The organism is Telluria sp. Soil_C_11 (assembly GCF_057657395.1).
Genome location: NZ_JBDGIN010000009.1, coordinates 1 through 13,726, shown reverse-complemented (window position 1 = coordinate 13,726; position 13,726 = coordinate 1). Strand labels below are relative to the sequence as shown.

Sequence of the window (13,726 nt, the reverse complement as noted above, 5' to 3'; positions counted from 1 at the left end):
CCATGTTGCAACAGGTAACCTTCCCCCTTCGCACCGAATGTCCGCCAGGCGCCTGCGTCTGCGACCGTGAGCGCCTGCTCGGCGAACCCGGCGCCGACCTGCGTCCCCTGCGCCTGACGCGCATGGAGGAGCAGAAGCTGATCGAGCGGATCGAGGGCATCGCCAGCTACGAGGACCTCAAGCGCCTGCAGGACAGGATCCGCGCCAACCTCGGCGTCGAGCTGAAGATCGCGCCCGGCCCGAACGAGGTGCGCACCCTGCGCGGCATCGTGATCCTGCTGGAGGACCGGCCCGGCCTTTGCAAGAAAGTGCGACAATCCATTCCGGCCGCGGTGCGCAAGGCGCTCGACCGTCATCCCGAGATCACCTGGGCGATCCTCGATGCCCACGACCTGTTCGGCGTCGATCGCCGGGAATGACGGTTGGCGCGGCCCGTCAACCGCTGAATAAAAGGGGAGTCAATGAAAGTCGTCATCGCGCCGGATTCGTTCAAGGAGAGCCTGTCGGCCCTGCAGGTGGCCGAAGCCATCGGGGCCGGGTTCCGCGAGATCTTCCCCGACGCCGAAATCGTCAAGCTGCCTGTTGCCGACGGCGGCGAAGGCACGGTGCAGGCGATGATCGACGCCACCGGCGGGCGCCGCGTCGAACTCGAGGTGACCGGGCCGCTGGGCCGGCCGGCCGGCGCCTTCTACGGCTTGGCCCCGGCGCCGGATGGCGGCGCGCCGCTGGCCGTGATCGAAATGGCCGCCGCCAGCGGTCTCGAAATAGTGCCCCCAGACCGCCGCAATCCGATGACGGCCACCAGCCGCGGCACCGGCGAACTGATCCTGCACGCGCTGGACGCCGGCGTGCGCCGCTTCGTGCTCGGGGTCGGCGGCAGCGCCACCAACGACGGCGGCGCCGGCATGCTGCAGGCCCTCGGCGTGCGGCTGCTGGACGATGCCGGCCAGGACCTCGGCCCGGGCGGCGGCGAACTGGCGCGGCTGGCGCGCATCGACCTGTCCCGGCTCGATCCGCGGGTGCGCGACAGCAGCTTCGACATCGCGTGCGACGTGAACAACCCGCTGGTCGGGCCGAATGGCGCCTCCGCCATCTTCGGACCGCAGAAGGGTGCGACGCCGGAGATGGTCGCGCAACTGGACGCCAGCCTGGCGCACTACGGGCAGCTGATCGCGCGCGACCTCGGCAAGGACGTCGCCGGCATGCCGGGCGCCGGCGCCGGCGGCGGCATCGCGGCGGCGATGGTCGTGTTCCTGGGCGGGCGCCTGCGGCCCGGCATCGAGATCATCGCCGAAGCGGTCGGGCTCGAGAACGCCGTGCGCGACGCCGACCTCGTGATCACGGGGGAAGGGCGGATCGACGGCCAGAGCGTCAGCGGCAAGACCCCGGTCGGGGTGGCGCGGGTCGCCAAGCGCCACGGCAAGCCGGTGATCGGCATCGGCGGCGGGCTGGCGCGCGATGCGGCCGCGGTCCACGCGCACGGCATCGACGCCGTGTTCGCGGCGGTTTGCCGGCCGTGCACGGTCGAGGAGGCGCTGGCGCAGGCCCACGACAACCTGCGCTCCGCGGCGCGCAACATGGCGCAGGCGCTGCGGCTGGGGATGCAGCTGGCTTCCCGCTAAGCGCAGCCGTCCATCTGCCGGGATAAACGGCGCGCGGCCACCACGCCCAGCAGCGCGCCGAGCAGATGCGCCTGCCATGCCACCGCCACGCCCGGAGGCAGGTCGGTGAACGCGGCGGTATGCGCACAGGCTTCCCACGAGGTCTTGGCTGCCAGGGCCAGCGCGGCGCAGCCCAACATCGGGCGGCTCGCCGGTTGGCGCCGCCAGGCCAGTACGCCGCCCAGCACCGCCGTCAGTACCGCCAGCCCCGAAGCGCCGCGATATTCGCTCAGGGCCGGCGCCAGCGCCAGCAGGCCGAGCGACAGCAGGATGGCGGCGCCCGCCAGCAGCAGGCCGAAACGGCGCGACCCGATCAGCGGCTCGGCATACCAGCCCATCGCCAGCAGCACCAGCGCATCGGCCGCCGCATGCGAGAGCGAATAATGCACCAGGTGGCCGCTCCACAGGCGCCACAGCTCGCCGTGCAGGATGCCGGCGCGCTCCCAGGCGAGTCCCGACGCCAGGGGCTCTCCCGAGCTGGCGAGCAGCAGGCAGGTGCCGCCGATCGCCAGCGTCACCGGCGCGCCCCTAATCACGGCGCCGCCTCAGGCAGAAGACCAGGGCGACCAGCGCCAGCGCGGCCGGCCAGTCGAAGCTGCCGGCGCCCCGTGCGCCGTTCGCACGCTCCACCTGGATGCCTGGGTCGGATTTCGCGCGCTCCCTGAAGCCCGCCAGTTCCGTCTGCAGCGCCGGAATCATCCGGTCGACCGCCTGCGTATAACCGTCGGCCTGGGCGCCGCGGATGTCCTTGCTGTAGCCGGCCATCGTCGAGGAGCCCTTGACCTGGCTGGTCCCCGGCGCGCGGAACAGCAGCTTGCGGCTGCGCACGTCGAACACGGCGGCGTCGACCATGGTCTGGACGTCGTACTGGTCGCCCTTGACCAGGTAGGCGCCCACCACGGTCCAGTACAGCACCGCGAGGCGGTTGGTGTCGTTGAAGCGGATCTGGTCGTAGGACGCCAGCGCGATCACGTCGACGTTGAACATGCGCGCCACCTGGTCGAGGTTGTCGAAGCCGCCGCGCGGGCGCAGGTAGGCGGCCGGGATGACCTCGATGCTGCCGATGAAATCGTACTGCGAGAAGGCCGCCCTGACCCGTTCGAGCAGCTGCAACTGCGCCGCTTCCTGCGGGCCGGCGCCGCCGGGGGTGCCACTGCGGGCCCCCGGCGCGAAGGCGATCCCGACGCGCACCGGCAGCCGCAGGCGGGTGACGGTCGGCTCCATCTTCGGCGGTTCATTCGCGTCCGGGTACAGGTAGTCGACGGCGCTGCCGGCCTGGCGCGCACCGGCATGGGAAAACATCGATGCGCAGCCGCCCAGGGCAAGGAGGGCGAGTACGCAGAGAAGGGTCTTCAAGCGTTTCATGCATGCCTTTCGGTGGAGGCCATCGCTGGCCGACCGGGGAATGATGACAGGGCTTGAAGACCAGATACACCGGGAATGGCGAAGCGCAGGAATCCGCGCCCGCCAGTATCGCCGCGCGCGACTTCAGTGCGCGTGCCCGCCGCCCAGGTAAGCCGCCACCACCTTCGGATCGGTCTTCAGGCTCGCCGCCGGCCCGTGCACCGCGATGGCGCCGTTCTCCAGCACGTAGCCATAGTCGGCCACGTTCAGCGCGGCCTGGGCGAACTGCTCGACCAGCAGCATGGTCACGCCCTCGGCCTTCAGGCGGGCGATGATGCGGAACACCTCGTCGACCAGGATCGGCGCCAGGCCCATCGAGGGTTCGTCGAGCAGCACCACTTCCGGGTTCAGCATGACCGCGCGCGCCATCGCCAGCATCTGCTGTTCGCCGCCGGACAGGGTGCCGGCCAGCTGGGTGCGGCGCTCCTTCAGGCGCGGGAACAGTTCCAGCGCGCGTTCGAGGTCGTGCTGGATGTCGCCTTTCGGGCGCGCGCGGGTGAAGCGCGGGAAGGCGCCCAGCAGCAGGTTGTCGGTGACGCTCATGGTGGCGAACACGCGCCGGCCCTCGGGCGAGTGGGCCAGGCCGGCGCGCGCGATGCGGTGCGAGTCGAGGCCCGTGATGTCCTGGCCGCCGAGCTGGACGCTGCCGCTCTTCGGCTTGATCATGCCGGAGATGGCGCGCATGGTGGTGGTCTTGCCGGCGCCGTTGCTGCCGATGAGGGTCACCAGCTTGCCCTTCGGGACCTCGAGCGAAATTCCGTGCAGGACTTCGACCTTGCCGTAGGCGGCGTGCAGGTTCTGGATCGTTAACATGCTTGCTCCTAGATTGCGGCGGCTTGCGGCGGCTCTGCTTCGGCGGCGCCGCCCAGGTAGGCCTCGATGACCTTCGGATCCGACTGCACCCGGGCCGGCGTGCCTTCGGCGATCTTCTGGCCGAAGTCGAGCACCGTCACGGTGTCCGAGATCGACATCACGACGTCCATGTGGTGCTCGATCAGCACGATGGTGATGCCGTGGTCGCGGATCTTGCGGATGATCGCCATCAGCTCGCGGATGTCGGGCGCGGTCAGGCCGGCGGCCGGCTCGTCCAGCAGCAGCAGGCGCGGGTCGAGCGCCAGCGCGCGGCCGATCTCGAGCAGGCGCTGCTTGCCGTAGGGGAGGTTGCGCGCTTCTTCCATCGCCAGGTCGGCCAGGCCGATGAATTCCAGGATGGCCGCCGCGCGTTCGCGCGCCGCCGCTTCTTCCCGCTTGTAGCGCGGGGTGCTCAGCATGGCGTCGAACACGGTCGAGCGGAAGCTGTGGTGCAGGCCGACCAGCACGTTCTCGGTGGCCGTCATCTCGCCGAACAGCTGCACGTTCTGGAAGGTGCGGGCGATGCCGCCCAGCGCGATCTGCGAGGGCGTGCGGCCGGCGATGGGCTGGCCGGCGAACACCACGCCGCCGGCGGTCGGCTTGTAGATGCCGGTCAGGACGTTCATCATCGTGCTCTTGCCCGAGCCGTTCGGCCCGATCAGGCCATGCACCGAGCCGCGCGCCACGTTCAGGTCGACCTGGTTCAGGGCCTTCAGGCCGCCGAACTGCATCAGGATCTGCTCGACGCGCAGCAGCTCGCCGCCGGCGCCGGCGGCATCGGCGCGGGCGCCGGCGAACGGATCGGCCTGGCCGGCCCGCGCGGCGGCGACGTGCAGGCGTCCGCGTCCCATCAGGCTCTTGAAGAAGCCGACGATGCCGTCCTGCAGGTAGTAGACCACGAACAGGGTCATCAGGCCGAAGATCGTCAGGCGCCAGTCGACCATGTTCTGCAGGCGGTAGGAGACGATCGCCATCGCCAGGGTGCCGACCACCGGCACCGCGACCTTGGCGATGCTGGTGCGGCCGCGCGCCAGCGCGATGCCGGCGCCGATCACGGCGACCGCGGCGGCGGTGACGGCGATCTTGCGGAACAGCTCGATGTCCGACAGGAGGCTGGGCAGCATCACGACGATCGCGGCGCCGATCAGGGAGCCGAGGCGGCTCTTGCGTCCGCCCATGATCACCGCCAGCAGGAACAGGATCGTCAGTTCGAAGTTGTAGGTGTTGGGCGAGATGTACTGTTCCGAATAGGCGTACAGGCTGCCGGCCAGGCCCGCGAAGCCGGCGCTGATCACGAAGGCGTAGACCTTGTAGCGGTACACCGAGACGCCCATGCAGTCCGAGGCGATCGGGCTGTCGCGCAGCGCCTCGAAGGCGCGCCCGATGTGGGAGCGCAGCAGGCGGTGCACCAGCAGCAGCGACAGGAACATCAGCCCCGCCACCGCGTAGTAGTACTGGACTTCGTTCAGCTCGACGCCGGCCAGCTTCGGCTTGGTCAGCATGATCCCCATCGGGCCTTCGGTGAGGAAGGTCATCTCGTTGATCAGGATCTGCACGATGGTGCCGAAGGCCAGCGTCACCATCGCCAGGTAGGGGCCGGTCACGCGCAGCGCGGGCAGGGCCAGGATCACCCCGAACAGGGCGCAGCCGATCACGCTGGCCGGCAGCGTCACGTACCAGGGCATGGCCAGCTTCATCACCAGCACGCCGGTGATGTAGGAGCCGATCCCGAACAGGCCGGCGTGGCCCAGCGAGACCTGGCCGGTATAGCCGACCACGATGTCCAGGCCGTACAGCAGGATGGCGTAGATCAGGATGGTCTCGGCCAGGTGCACGTAGTAGGGATTCGTGAACAGCAGCGGATACGCCGCGACCAGGACGATGCCCAGCGCGACGGCGAGTGCAGTCTTCTTATTCATGCTTTACACCTTCTTGATCGCGGCTTTGCCGAACAGGCCGGACGGCTTCACCGCCAGCACCAGCAGCAGCAGCACCAGGCCCGGCACTTCCTTGTAGCCGGTCGACAGGTAGAAGCCGGTCGCGGTTTCGGCGATGCCGAGGATGATGCCGCCGACGATCGCGCCCATGCCCGAGGTCAGGCCGCCGATGATCGCCACCGCGAAGGCCTTCAGGCCGAGCGAGGCGCCCATGGTGGCGGAGGTCAGGGTCAGCGGCGCGATCAGGGCGCCGGCGAAGGCCGCGGTGGCCGACGACAGCGCGTACGAAAACGTGATCACCATGCGCGTGTTGATGCCCATGAGGCCGGCCGCGTCGCGGTCGTTCGAGGTCGCCACCACCGCCTTGCCGTAGATCGACTTGCGGTTGAAGATCTCGACCGCCAGCATGATGGCGAGCGCGCCGACGATCACCAGCACCTGCATCGGCTGGACGTTCGCGCCCATCACGGTGAACGGCTCGGACGACAGCGGCGAGGGGAAGGGCAGCACGTCCTTGCCCCAGATGTTCTCGGCCACGTTCTTGAAGATGATGGCCAGTGCGATGGTCGACATGATCCAGCCGAATTCGGACTTGATGCGGATCGCCGGGCGCACCCCGATCCATTCGACGAACATGCCTTGCAGGGCGCCGAACACGACCACGATCGGGATCATCGCCCAGTAGCCGAGATAGGGGCCGCCGTGGATGGTGCCGACCAGCGACAGGCCGACCAGCGCGCCCAGCATCAGGGCCTCGCCCTGGCCGAAGTTCAGGGTGCCGGAAGTGGCAAAGGTGAGTTGATAGCCAAAGGCGATGACGGCATAGATCATGCCGAGCGCGATGCCGGAAAAGACCAGCTGGAGGAGAATTTCCATAGTTTACCTTGAGCACCACGTCGTTCCCGCGCAGGCGGGAACCCAAGTCTTGCGTGCGTAACGGCAAACTTGGATCCCCGCCTGCGCAGGGACGACGAGTTAGTGGCGAGAGCTGCTTTTAGCGCTACGTCGTCTTACTTGGCCAGCACCACGCGGCCGTTCTGCACTTCGCCGAACTTGGTGTTGTCGAAGTTGATGGCTTCGTGGTCGGTCTTGCTGTACGGCTTGTTGTAGGTGGCGACCACGCCTTCGACCGGGGTCTTCAGGTCTTCGAGGGCGGCGGCGATCTTCGGTCCTTCGGTGCTGCCGGCCTGCTGGATCGCGGCGGCCAGCAGGTAGACCGAGTCATAGCCCTGGGCTGCCGACACCGCCGACGGCATGCGGCCGCCCGGCGGGTTGTAGGCCTTGATGTAGGCGTCGATGAAGGCCTTGCGCTTCGGCGTGTCCGGGTTCTGGATGAAGGTCTGCGGCATGCGCGCGCCGTTGCCGTTCGCGCCGGCGTTGTCGACGAAGTTGGCCATCGCCAGGGTCCAGCTGCCGATGATCGGCACTTTCCAGCCCAGCTTCTGCATGCCGTTGGCGATCTGGGCCAGTTCCGGGCCGATGCCGTAGGTGAGCACCACGTCGGCGCCGGCCTGCTTGGCGCGCAGCAGCTGCGCGGTCATGTCGACGTCGCCGATGTTGTACTTCTCGACCGCGACCGGCTTCAGGCTCTTCTTGTCGAGGACCTTCTCGAGGTCTTCGCGGCCCAGCTGGCCGTAGTTGGTGGAGTCGGCCAGGATCGCCGGCTTCTTGAAGCCGCGGCGGACGACTTCGTCGCCGATCATCGCGGACTGGATGGTGTCGTTCGCCGAGTTGCGGAAGATGTAGTTCTCCGGCTGGTTGGCGAACTGCTTGGTGACGATCGAACCGGTGGCGACGTTGTTCATGACCGGGATCTTGGCCTGCTGGTAGAAGCGCTGCGAGGCCAGGGCCACGCCGGTGTTGATGTAGCCGACCGTGGCGACCACGTGCTCCTTGTTGATCAGCTCCTGCGTCACCTGCACGCCGCGCTCGTTCTTGGCTTCGTCGTCGCGCTCGACCAGCTCGATCTTCCGGCCCAGCACGCCGCCCTTGGCGTTGATTTCAGCGGCGGCCAGGCGCACCCCGTCGCGCATCGACACGCCCATCGGCGCCGATCCGCCCGTGAACGGACCGGACACGCCGATCTTGATCGGCTCCGCGGCCATGGCGGTCATCGACAAACCCAGTGCTACCCCTGCAACCAATGCTTTCAGTTTGAAATCCATTGCTGTCTCCGTAGTTGACTTCGTTTTTTGCCGTGCGCCGGGGGGCGCCGGTTCCGGGGCGGATCGGCACGCGCCGAACCTATCGTCGACCCATTGTAGGATGGCAATTGAGCAACAGCAAACGATTAATGTGACGCGTTGCAGCATGCGTCATTCATGCAAATCCGTAAGAAAAACGTAAGGAAGAGGGTGTATGGCGGGGCGAAAAAAAAGAGGCCACGCCTGCGCGTGACCTCCCCATTTTAGTGCATTTTTGCTGAGTTGCCGCTGGATTTGCTGGTCAACGATGTCCGCGCCAGTGGCCGCCGTAGTGGCCCCCATAGTGGCCGCCGCGGTGGCCCCAGTTGCTCCAGCTGAAGCCGAGGCCGATCGTCACCGGCGGGTACCAGAACGGATCGTAGACCGGGGCCGGGGCATAGACCGGCGCCGGCACGTAAACCGGCTGGGTGACATAGGTGGTGCTCGACGGCGCCGGGCTGTAGGTGACGACGTCCGACGTGGTCACGCGGCCGGCGTCGCCGGATGCGCTGGCGCGGGCGGCGGTGCCGGGCGCGACCGGCGTCACCGACACGACCTGCCAGCCGTCCGCGTCGGGTGCCTGGGCATAGGCGCGGGTGCCGTAGTTGGCGGGACCCGGATACGGGGTCGCGCAGCCGCCCAGGGCGGCAACTGCAAGAATGATGGCGAGTTTTTTCATGGCGGTTCTCCTCACTTGCCTACTATACCGATCCGCGCAGCGCTTGCCTGAAGGATTTACAGGCTGTTACACCTGTTCACTTCACTGAAACTTCGGGCGCGCTCAGGACCTGCGGCGGCGGCTGGACAGCGCCACCGCGGCCAAAATCATGCCGAAGCCCGCCACGTGGTACAGGTGCGGCGCTTCGCCCAGCAGCGGCCAGGCCGCCAGCGTGGCGAACAGCGGGATCAGGTACACCGCCATGCTGGCGCGCGCCGGGCCGGCCACCGCCACCAGGCGATCGAAGCAGAAGTAGGCGCCCAGGCTGGGGACGACCGCCAGGAAGGCGAGCGCCACGTACAGGCGGCCGTCGCCGAAGGAGGGGAGGTCGCCGCCGGCGGCTTCGAGCGCCGCGAACGGGGCCAGCACCAGCGCGCCGCCGCCGATCAGGGCGGCCAGCTTGACGGTGCCGGGCAGGGGCGGCAGCGGCAGGCGCTTGTTGAACACCGTGTACAGCGACCAGCCGACAGCGGCCAGCACCACCCACAGGTCGCCGCGGCCGAATTCCAGCTGGCCGAGGGCGCCGAGGTCGCCCTTGGACAGCACCACCAGCACGCCGGCGATCGCCACCAGCAGGCCGGCGGCCTGGCGGCGGCCCAGCGGCGCTTTCCAGACCAGGCGCTCGACCAGGGTCACGAGGGCCGGGCAGGCGGCCAGGATGATGGCGACGTTGGCGGCGCCGGTATGGCGTGCGCCGATGTATTGCGGCGCCACCGCCAGGCCCATGCCGAGGGTGGCCAGCAGCAGGATGCGCGGCCAGCTGGCGAGCAGGGTGCCGCGCAGCGCCCACATGCGCGGCCACACCGACGGCATCAGGATCATGAAGGCCAGGGCCCAGCGGCCGAAGGCGAGGAAGACGGGGGGAATGCCGGCGCCCTGCGCCCAGCGCGCGACCACCAGGTTGGCGGCGAACAGCGCGGGGGTGACCAGCATGAGCGGCAATTCGGCATTGAAGGCGGCGCCCTGGACTCCGAGTCCGCCGCGGGATACTGCTTCCGACACTAAAAACTCCTAACGATTGATGCCCGAAAATCATACTGCAGCGCACAAAAAATGTGCTTCTGTTCGGTCCGCCTGGAGACAGCTCTATGGAAGATTCTTCTATCGTTGGGCTAGAATAGGAAAGAACTATCTTTCCACTCACCTGTATAGACAAGGAAGCACTCCCATGAAGGACGGCCAGCTCGACGAAATCGACCGCCACATCCTGCGCACCCTGAGCCGCGACGGCCGCATCAGCAACCAGAAACTGGCCGATACCGTGAACCTGTCGCCGACGCCGTGCTGGCACCGCGTCAAGGCGCTGGAAGAGGCCGGCTTCATCACCGGCTACGCGGCGGTGTTCGACCAGCGCAAGATGGGCGTGCCGGACACGGTGATCATCGAAGTCACCGTCGACCGCCACGACGACGAGATCTTCAAGGCCTTTTCGGATGCCCTGGCCGAGCTGCCGGAAGTGATCGAAGCCTACCTGCTGTCGGGCGAATACGATTACCTGATCAAGGTGGCGGTGGCCGGCACCGAAGGCTACGAAACCTTCCTGCGCAAGAAGCTGTACAAGCTGCCCGGCGTGCGCCACACGCGCTCGACCTTCGCGCTGCGCTGCCTGAAGCGATCGCCCTCGGTCAATCCCTGAGGCCGCGTCTCACCCCTGGGTGAACAGGGTCAGCGGAATCGCCTGCGCCATCGCCGCGTAACCGGCATCGTTCGGATGCAGGTGGTCGCCGCTGTCGTAGGCTGGCCGCAGGCGCGTCGGGCGCGCCGGGTCGCGCAGCACCAGGTCGACATCGACCACGGCGTCGTAGGCGCCGCTGCTGCGCATCCAGTCGTTGAAGCGCTTGCGTACGCTTTCCCGCGCCGTGTTGTAGTAGGCCTGGCCCTCGAAGGGCGCGAGGGTCGCGCCGATCGCCTTCAGCCCGCCCGCATGCGCGCGCGTCACCAGCTGCTGGTGGTCGGCGATCAGGTTCTCGACCGGGATCGGGCGCGAGGCGGCGCTGTAGACGATGTCGTTGATCCCGATGAGCACGAACACCCAGCGCGCGCCGGAGGTGCCGAGCACGTCGCGGTCGAAACGTTCGAGGGCGCGGCGCCCGCCCAGCATGGCCGTCGAAAACTCCGTCAGCAGGCAGTTGCCGGCGATGCCGCGGTTGGCCACGCCGATATTCCCGGCCGTTCCCAGTTCCAGCTGCAGGCGCCGCGCCAGCATGTCCGGCCAGCGCCGGTTACCGTTCGCCGTGCTGGCCTGGCCGTCGGTGAGCGAGTCGCCGAGCGCGACCAGCGCAGTCGTCGCGCCCAGCCCGGAAAAGGCGCCGCTGACGTCGACTTCCGTGAGGAAGGGCCAGGTGGCGATGGTGCGCTGGACCGGAAAGCTGGTGTTGGCGCTGCGGTCGCCGGCGGTCGAGACATAGCTGGTCTGGAGCGCGAGGTTGTGGAGGGTGGTGGCGCGCGACGGGCCCGGCAGGTACAGGCTGACGGCAAGGTCGGAGAAGGGCGGCACGCTCAAGCCGGCCGGATCCGACAGCGCGGCCGCGCCGGCCGGAATCGCGACCGAAGGGCGGCCGCCGAACAGCAGCTGGCGGTCGGTGCCGGCCACGGTGCCGGCGGCGCTGGCGCGCAGGGCGATGCGGGCCGCGCCGATGGTGAGCGGGGTGCTGCCCATCTCGTTCGAGATGCGGATCCGGGCACGGCTGCCGCCGACGCTGGCGTGCACGATCAGGCGCAGGGTCTGGCTCGACAGGCTCATCGTCGATGTGGCCGGCGGCGGGCCGGCCGGGGCTGCGCCCCAGGTGGCGACCCAGCGCTCGAGCGTCTGCGCCCGGGCCGCGGCGGGGAGGGCGAGGGCGGCCGCGAGGGCCGGGCCGGCGCGCAGGAAGCTGCGGCGCGGCGGATTCGAAGGGGCGCCGGCATCGCCGTGAAACGTCGTCTGGTTCATGTTCCGCTCCGGGGAAAGGATGAGCGTTAGACTGCGCCTTTGCCGGTTGTGCGTCGCATGAGCGGTCCAATAAGCCGGAGCGGGGGAAGGGTTTGCGCTAGCTCCAGGATTGTGCAGATTGAAGAGGTGACATCCAGTCTTCGTTGTTTCTAAAGTTCCCAGAGCAAATCATTATTGTCCGGATGGCAAAACTCCCGTACACTGAGCGATTGTGAATTTCCATAACCGGCCAGAGGCCGATAGCCGGCAACAAGGCGCGTCGTGACCACCAATATGCCAATCAGCGAGTCCGATCTATCCCTTGCGCGTGAGACGGGCTTTTCGGAGTGTGCGATTGCACTGCGTCGCGCACTCACGACGACGCCGGTCGGATGGCTGCTCGCGGTGTGGTTCTGCTGGGGCCGCGTTCCCATGCATTCCATCCTGTCGTGGCTGGGCATCGCCGGCGTGGTATGGGCCGGCAGCCTGTCGGTCCTGCACTCGATGATCGTGGCCGGCTCGACGCTGGCGGTCCATCGGCGGCGGCTGCGCTGGATTGCCGCGCTGGACGGCTTTGGCTGGGGCCTGCTGACCTGGTTCCTGGTCGGCTACGACCCCGTGCTCGATGCCGTCCTGATGGCGCTGCTGTGCGGCGTCACGGCGGTCAATGCCCAGGTGTATGGCACCTATGTGGTGGCCTATTACGGCCAGATCGGCGTCCTGTGGGCCATCTCGGCGTTCGGATTGTTGCAGGTTGCCAGCATCCAGAACGCGCCCGACCTGGTCGCCGGCCTGAGCGTGTTCATCGCCCTGATTGCCTACTATACGCGCGCGATTTCGCAGCGCTTGATGGAAGGAATCCGCTTGCAGCATGCGAACGCCTCGCTGGCGGCGCAACTGCGCACGGCCCTCGAGAAGGTCGAGCTCGACGCCGCGACCGACGCGCTGACCGGGCACTGGAACCGCCGTGCGCTCGACAACGTGCTCGAGCAGCAGCTCGAGCGCTGTGCCTCCTCCGGCAAGCCGTTTTCGATCCTGATGCTCGACATCGACTTCTTCAAGAATATCAACGATGAATTCGGCCACATGGTCGGCGACGATGTCCTGCGCGCGTTCGCGCAAAGGCTGCGCGAGTTCCTGCGTTCGGCCGATTTCTGTGCGCGCTTCGGCGGCGAGGAGTTCGTCGTCGTCCTGCCGGAGACGTCCCTGGCCACGGCGATGGAAGTCGGCGAACGAATCCGTGCCGGTATTGCGCGGGCCCCCTTGCTGGACAAGCCGAGGCTGCAGGTCACGGTGTCCATCGGCGTGGCGTCGATGGAACAAAAACAGGGCATCAACGACCTGTTCGCCGCTGCGGATGCGGCCGTCTACCTTGCCAAGAACGAGGGGCGCAACCAGGTGCGCTCGCATGAGCACTTGCTGGTACGGGACGGCGGCACGGGGTCCTGAACATGTCGGCAGCCCTGTTCGCAGCCTGATCGATGCCATGCTGAAGCAGTCCTGCCGGAGACCGCTGGGCCTGGTGCGGTCCGCCGGGCAGCTGCAGGCCACCTGGTCTCAAAGCAGAAGCGCATCGGCGACATCGGTTTGCGACGTGACGCCCGTGAGTACGGCAACAGTCACGAAGCCGTCGCTCCCGCCATCTCTGTCGACCTCCACCAAGGTATCGTTCCCCGACGCGGTCAAGCGGAGGTATCCACCGGTAAAGGCATTACTGCCGTTGTACCCGGCAAAACTGTGCAAGAGTACTCGCATGTCCAGGCTGTCCCGATTGTTGGCCGACACACGGAAATCGGAGATCACATCGACTGCGGTCCCGATATCCGTCGGGATGTCGAGCACAAAAATGTCGTTTCCCGAACCGCCATGCAGCACGTCGGCGCCACTCCCGCCATTGAGCATATCGTCGCCGTCGCCCCCCTCGAGGGTATCGTTCCCGTCATTTCCATACAGTTGGTCGTTGTCGCCGCCACCGTCGAGGTTGTCCTGGCCGGCGCCGCCGTAGAGCTGGTCATTGCCCAGTCCACCCAGCAGCGTGTTGGTGGCGCTGGCGTCGTCCA

At 67.7% G+C, this 13,726-nt stretch carries 14 protein-coding genes; 4 read left to right on the top strand and 10 right to left on the bottom strand.

Annotated elements, in window-relative coordinates:
- The first annotated feature begins 2 nt into the window (after positions 1–2).
- Together AC3A6M_RS16020 and AC3A6M_RS16015 are read left to right on the top strand one after the other, a co-directional pair.
- A complete protein-coding gene (locus AC3A6M_RS16020) occupies positions 3–419 on the top strand; it encodes a hypothetical protein (RefSeq protein WP_487853719.1) in 417 nt (138 codons plus the stop codon).
- A gap of 42 nt (positions 420–461) precedes the next feature.
- Positions 462–1,622: a glycerate kinase gene (locus AC3A6M_RS16015; protein ID WP_487853718.1), complete on the top strand. Its 1,161-nt coding sequence runs from the start codon at positions 462–464 to the stop codon at positions 1,620–1,622.
- On the opposite strand, the gene rrtA is transcribed toward AC3A6M_RS16015, so the two are convergent.
- The 8 genes from rrtA to AC3A6M_RS15975 all read right to left on the bottom strand — a co-directional run bounded on the left by rrtA (position 1,619) and on the right by AC3A6M_RS15975 (position 9,757).
- The gene (gene rrtA / locus AC3A6M_RS16010) at positions 1,619–2,197 is read right to left on the bottom strand and encodes a rhombosortase (protein ID WP_487853717.1); all 579 of its coding nucleotides are present in this window, start codon (positions 2,195–2,197) and stop codon (positions 1,619–1,621) included. The two genes, AC3A6M_RS16015 and rrtA, sit on opposite strands and share 4 nt — an antisense overlap.
- Positions 2,190–3,026: a rhombotarget lipoprotein gene (rhlP, locus tag AC3A6M_RS16005; RefSeq protein WP_487853716.1), complete on the bottom strand. Its 837-nt coding sequence runs from the start codon at positions 3,024–3,026 to the stop codon at positions 2,190–2,192. Before rhlP ends, rrtA begins: the two co-directional genes overlap by 8 nt.
- A 123-nt stretch (positions 3,027–3,149) precedes the next feature.
- Positions 3,150–3,878 (bottom strand): ABC transporter ATP-binding protein, encoded by a 729-nt coding sequence (locus AC3A6M_RS16000; RefSeq protein ID WP_487853715.1) that lies wholly within the window; start codon positions 3,876–3,878, stop codon positions 3,150–3,152.
- Between the two features lie 8 nt (positions 3,879–3,886).
- Positions 3,887–5,836: a branched-chain amino acid ABC transporter ATP-binding protein/permease gene (locus AC3A6M_RS15995; protein ID WP_487853714.1), complete on the bottom strand. Its 1,950-nt coding sequence runs from the start codon at positions 5,834–5,836 to the stop codon at positions 3,887–3,889.
- 3 nt (positions 5,837–5,839) lie between these two features.
- Positions 5,840–6,730: a branched-chain amino acid ABC transporter permease gene (locus AC3A6M_RS15990; RefSeq protein WP_487853713.1), complete on the bottom strand. Its 891-nt coding sequence runs from the start codon at positions 6,728–6,730 to the stop codon at positions 5,840–5,842.
- Positions 6,731–6,864: 134 nt separating this feature from the next.
- Complete coding sequence (locus tag AC3A6M_RS15985; RefSeq protein ID WP_487853712.1) at positions 6,865–8,019, bottom strand: ABC transporter substrate-binding protein; 1,155 nt, start codon at positions 8,017–8,019, stop codon at positions 6,865–6,867.
- Positions 8,020–8,299: 280 nt separating this feature from the next.
- Positions 8,300–8,716 carry a hypothetical protein gene (locus AC3A6M_RS15980; protein ID WP_487853711.1) on the bottom strand — a complete coding sequence of 139 codons (417 nt, stop codon included), beginning with the start codon at positions 8,714–8,716 and terminating at the stop codon, positions 8,300–8,302.
- Between the two features lie 102 nt (positions 8,717–8,818).
- Positions 8,819–9,757 (bottom strand): DMT family transporter, encoded by a 939-nt coding sequence (locus AC3A6M_RS15975; protein WP_487853710.1) that lies wholly within the window; start codon positions 9,755–9,757, stop codon positions 8,819–8,821.
- 166 nt (positions 9,758–9,923) lie between these two features.
- Here AC3A6M_RS15975 and AC3A6M_RS15970 point away from each other — a divergent pair, with 166 nt between their 5' ends.
- Entirely contained in the window at positions 9,924–10,391 is a 468-nt protein-coding gene (locus tag AC3A6M_RS15970) for an Lrp/AsnC family transcriptional regulator (protein ID WP_487853709.1), read from the top strand.
- Positions 10,392–10,400: 9 nt separating this feature from the next.
- Here the strand turns inward: AC3A6M_RS15970 and AC3A6M_RS15965 are convergent, their stop codons facing one another.
- Positions 10,401–11,687 carry an SGNH/GDSL hydrolase family protein gene (locus AC3A6M_RS15965; protein WP_487853708.1) on the bottom strand — a complete coding sequence of 429 codons (1,287 nt, stop codon included), beginning with the start codon at positions 11,685–11,687 and terminating at the stop codon, positions 10,401–10,403.
- 411 nt (positions 11,688–12,098) lie between these two features.
- Here AC3A6M_RS15965 and AC3A6M_RS15960 point away from each other — a divergent pair, with 411 nt between their 5' ends.
- Positions 12,099–13,115, top strand: a complete 1,017-nt coding sequence (locus tag AC3A6M_RS15960) for a GGDEF domain-containing protein (RefSeq protein ID WP_487853707.1) — start codon at positions 12,099–12,101, stop codon at positions 13,113–13,115.
- A gap of 108 nt (positions 13,116–13,223) precedes the next feature.
- On the opposite strand, the gene AC3A6M_RS15955 is transcribed toward AC3A6M_RS15960, so the two are convergent.
- Positions 13,224–13,726 (bottom strand): calcium-binding protein (locus tag AC3A6M_RS15955; protein ID WP_487853706.1); only part of this gene is annotated, 503 nt, incomplete at its 5' end.

Bases quoted from the DNA above. Each gene is read 5' to 3' on its own strand.
- AC3A6M_RS16020 (WP_487853719.1), top strand. From the start codon at position 3: ATGTTGCAACAGGTAACCTTCCCCCTTCGCACCGAATGTCCGCCAGGC.
- AC3A6M_RS16015 (WP_487853718.1), top strand. From the start codon at position 462: ATGAAAGTCGTCATCGCGCCGGATTCGTTCAAGGAGAGCCTGTCGGCC.
- rhlP (WP_487853716.1), bottom strand. From the start codon at position 3,026: ATGAAACGCTTGAAGACCCTTCTCTGCGTACTCGCCCTCCTTGCCCTG.
- AC3A6M_RS16000 (WP_487853715.1), bottom strand. From the start codon at position 3,878: ATGTTAACGATCCAGAACCTGCACGCCGCCTACGGCAAGGTCGAAGTC.
- AC3A6M_RS15995 (WP_487853714.1), bottom strand. From the start codon at position 5,836: ATGAATAAGAAGACTGCACTCGCCGTCGCGCTGGGCATCGTCCTGGTC.
- AC3A6M_RS15990 (WP_487853713.1), bottom strand. From the start codon at position 6,730: ATGGAAATTCTCCTCCAGCTGGTCTTTTCCGGCATCGCGCTCGGCATG.
- AC3A6M_RS15985 (WP_487853712.1), bottom strand. From the start codon at position 8,019: ATGGATTTCAAACTGAAAGCATTGGTTGCAGGGGTAGCACTGGGTTTG.
- AC3A6M_RS15980 (WP_487853711.1), bottom strand. From the start codon at position 8,716: ATGAAAAAACTCGCCATCATTCTTGCAGTTGCCGCCCTGGGCGGCTGC.
- AC3A6M_RS15970 (WP_487853709.1), top strand. From the start codon at position 9,924: ATGAAGGACGGCCAGCTCGACGAAATCGACCGCCACATCCTGCGCACC.
- AC3A6M_RS15965 (WP_487853708.1), bottom strand. From the start codon at position 11,687: ATGAACCAGACGACGTTTCACGGCGATGCCGGCGCCCCTTCGAATCCG.
- AC3A6M_RS15960 (WP_487853707.1), top strand. From the start codon at position 12,099: ATGCATTCCATCCTGTCGTGGCTGGGCATCGCCGGCGTGGTATGGGCC.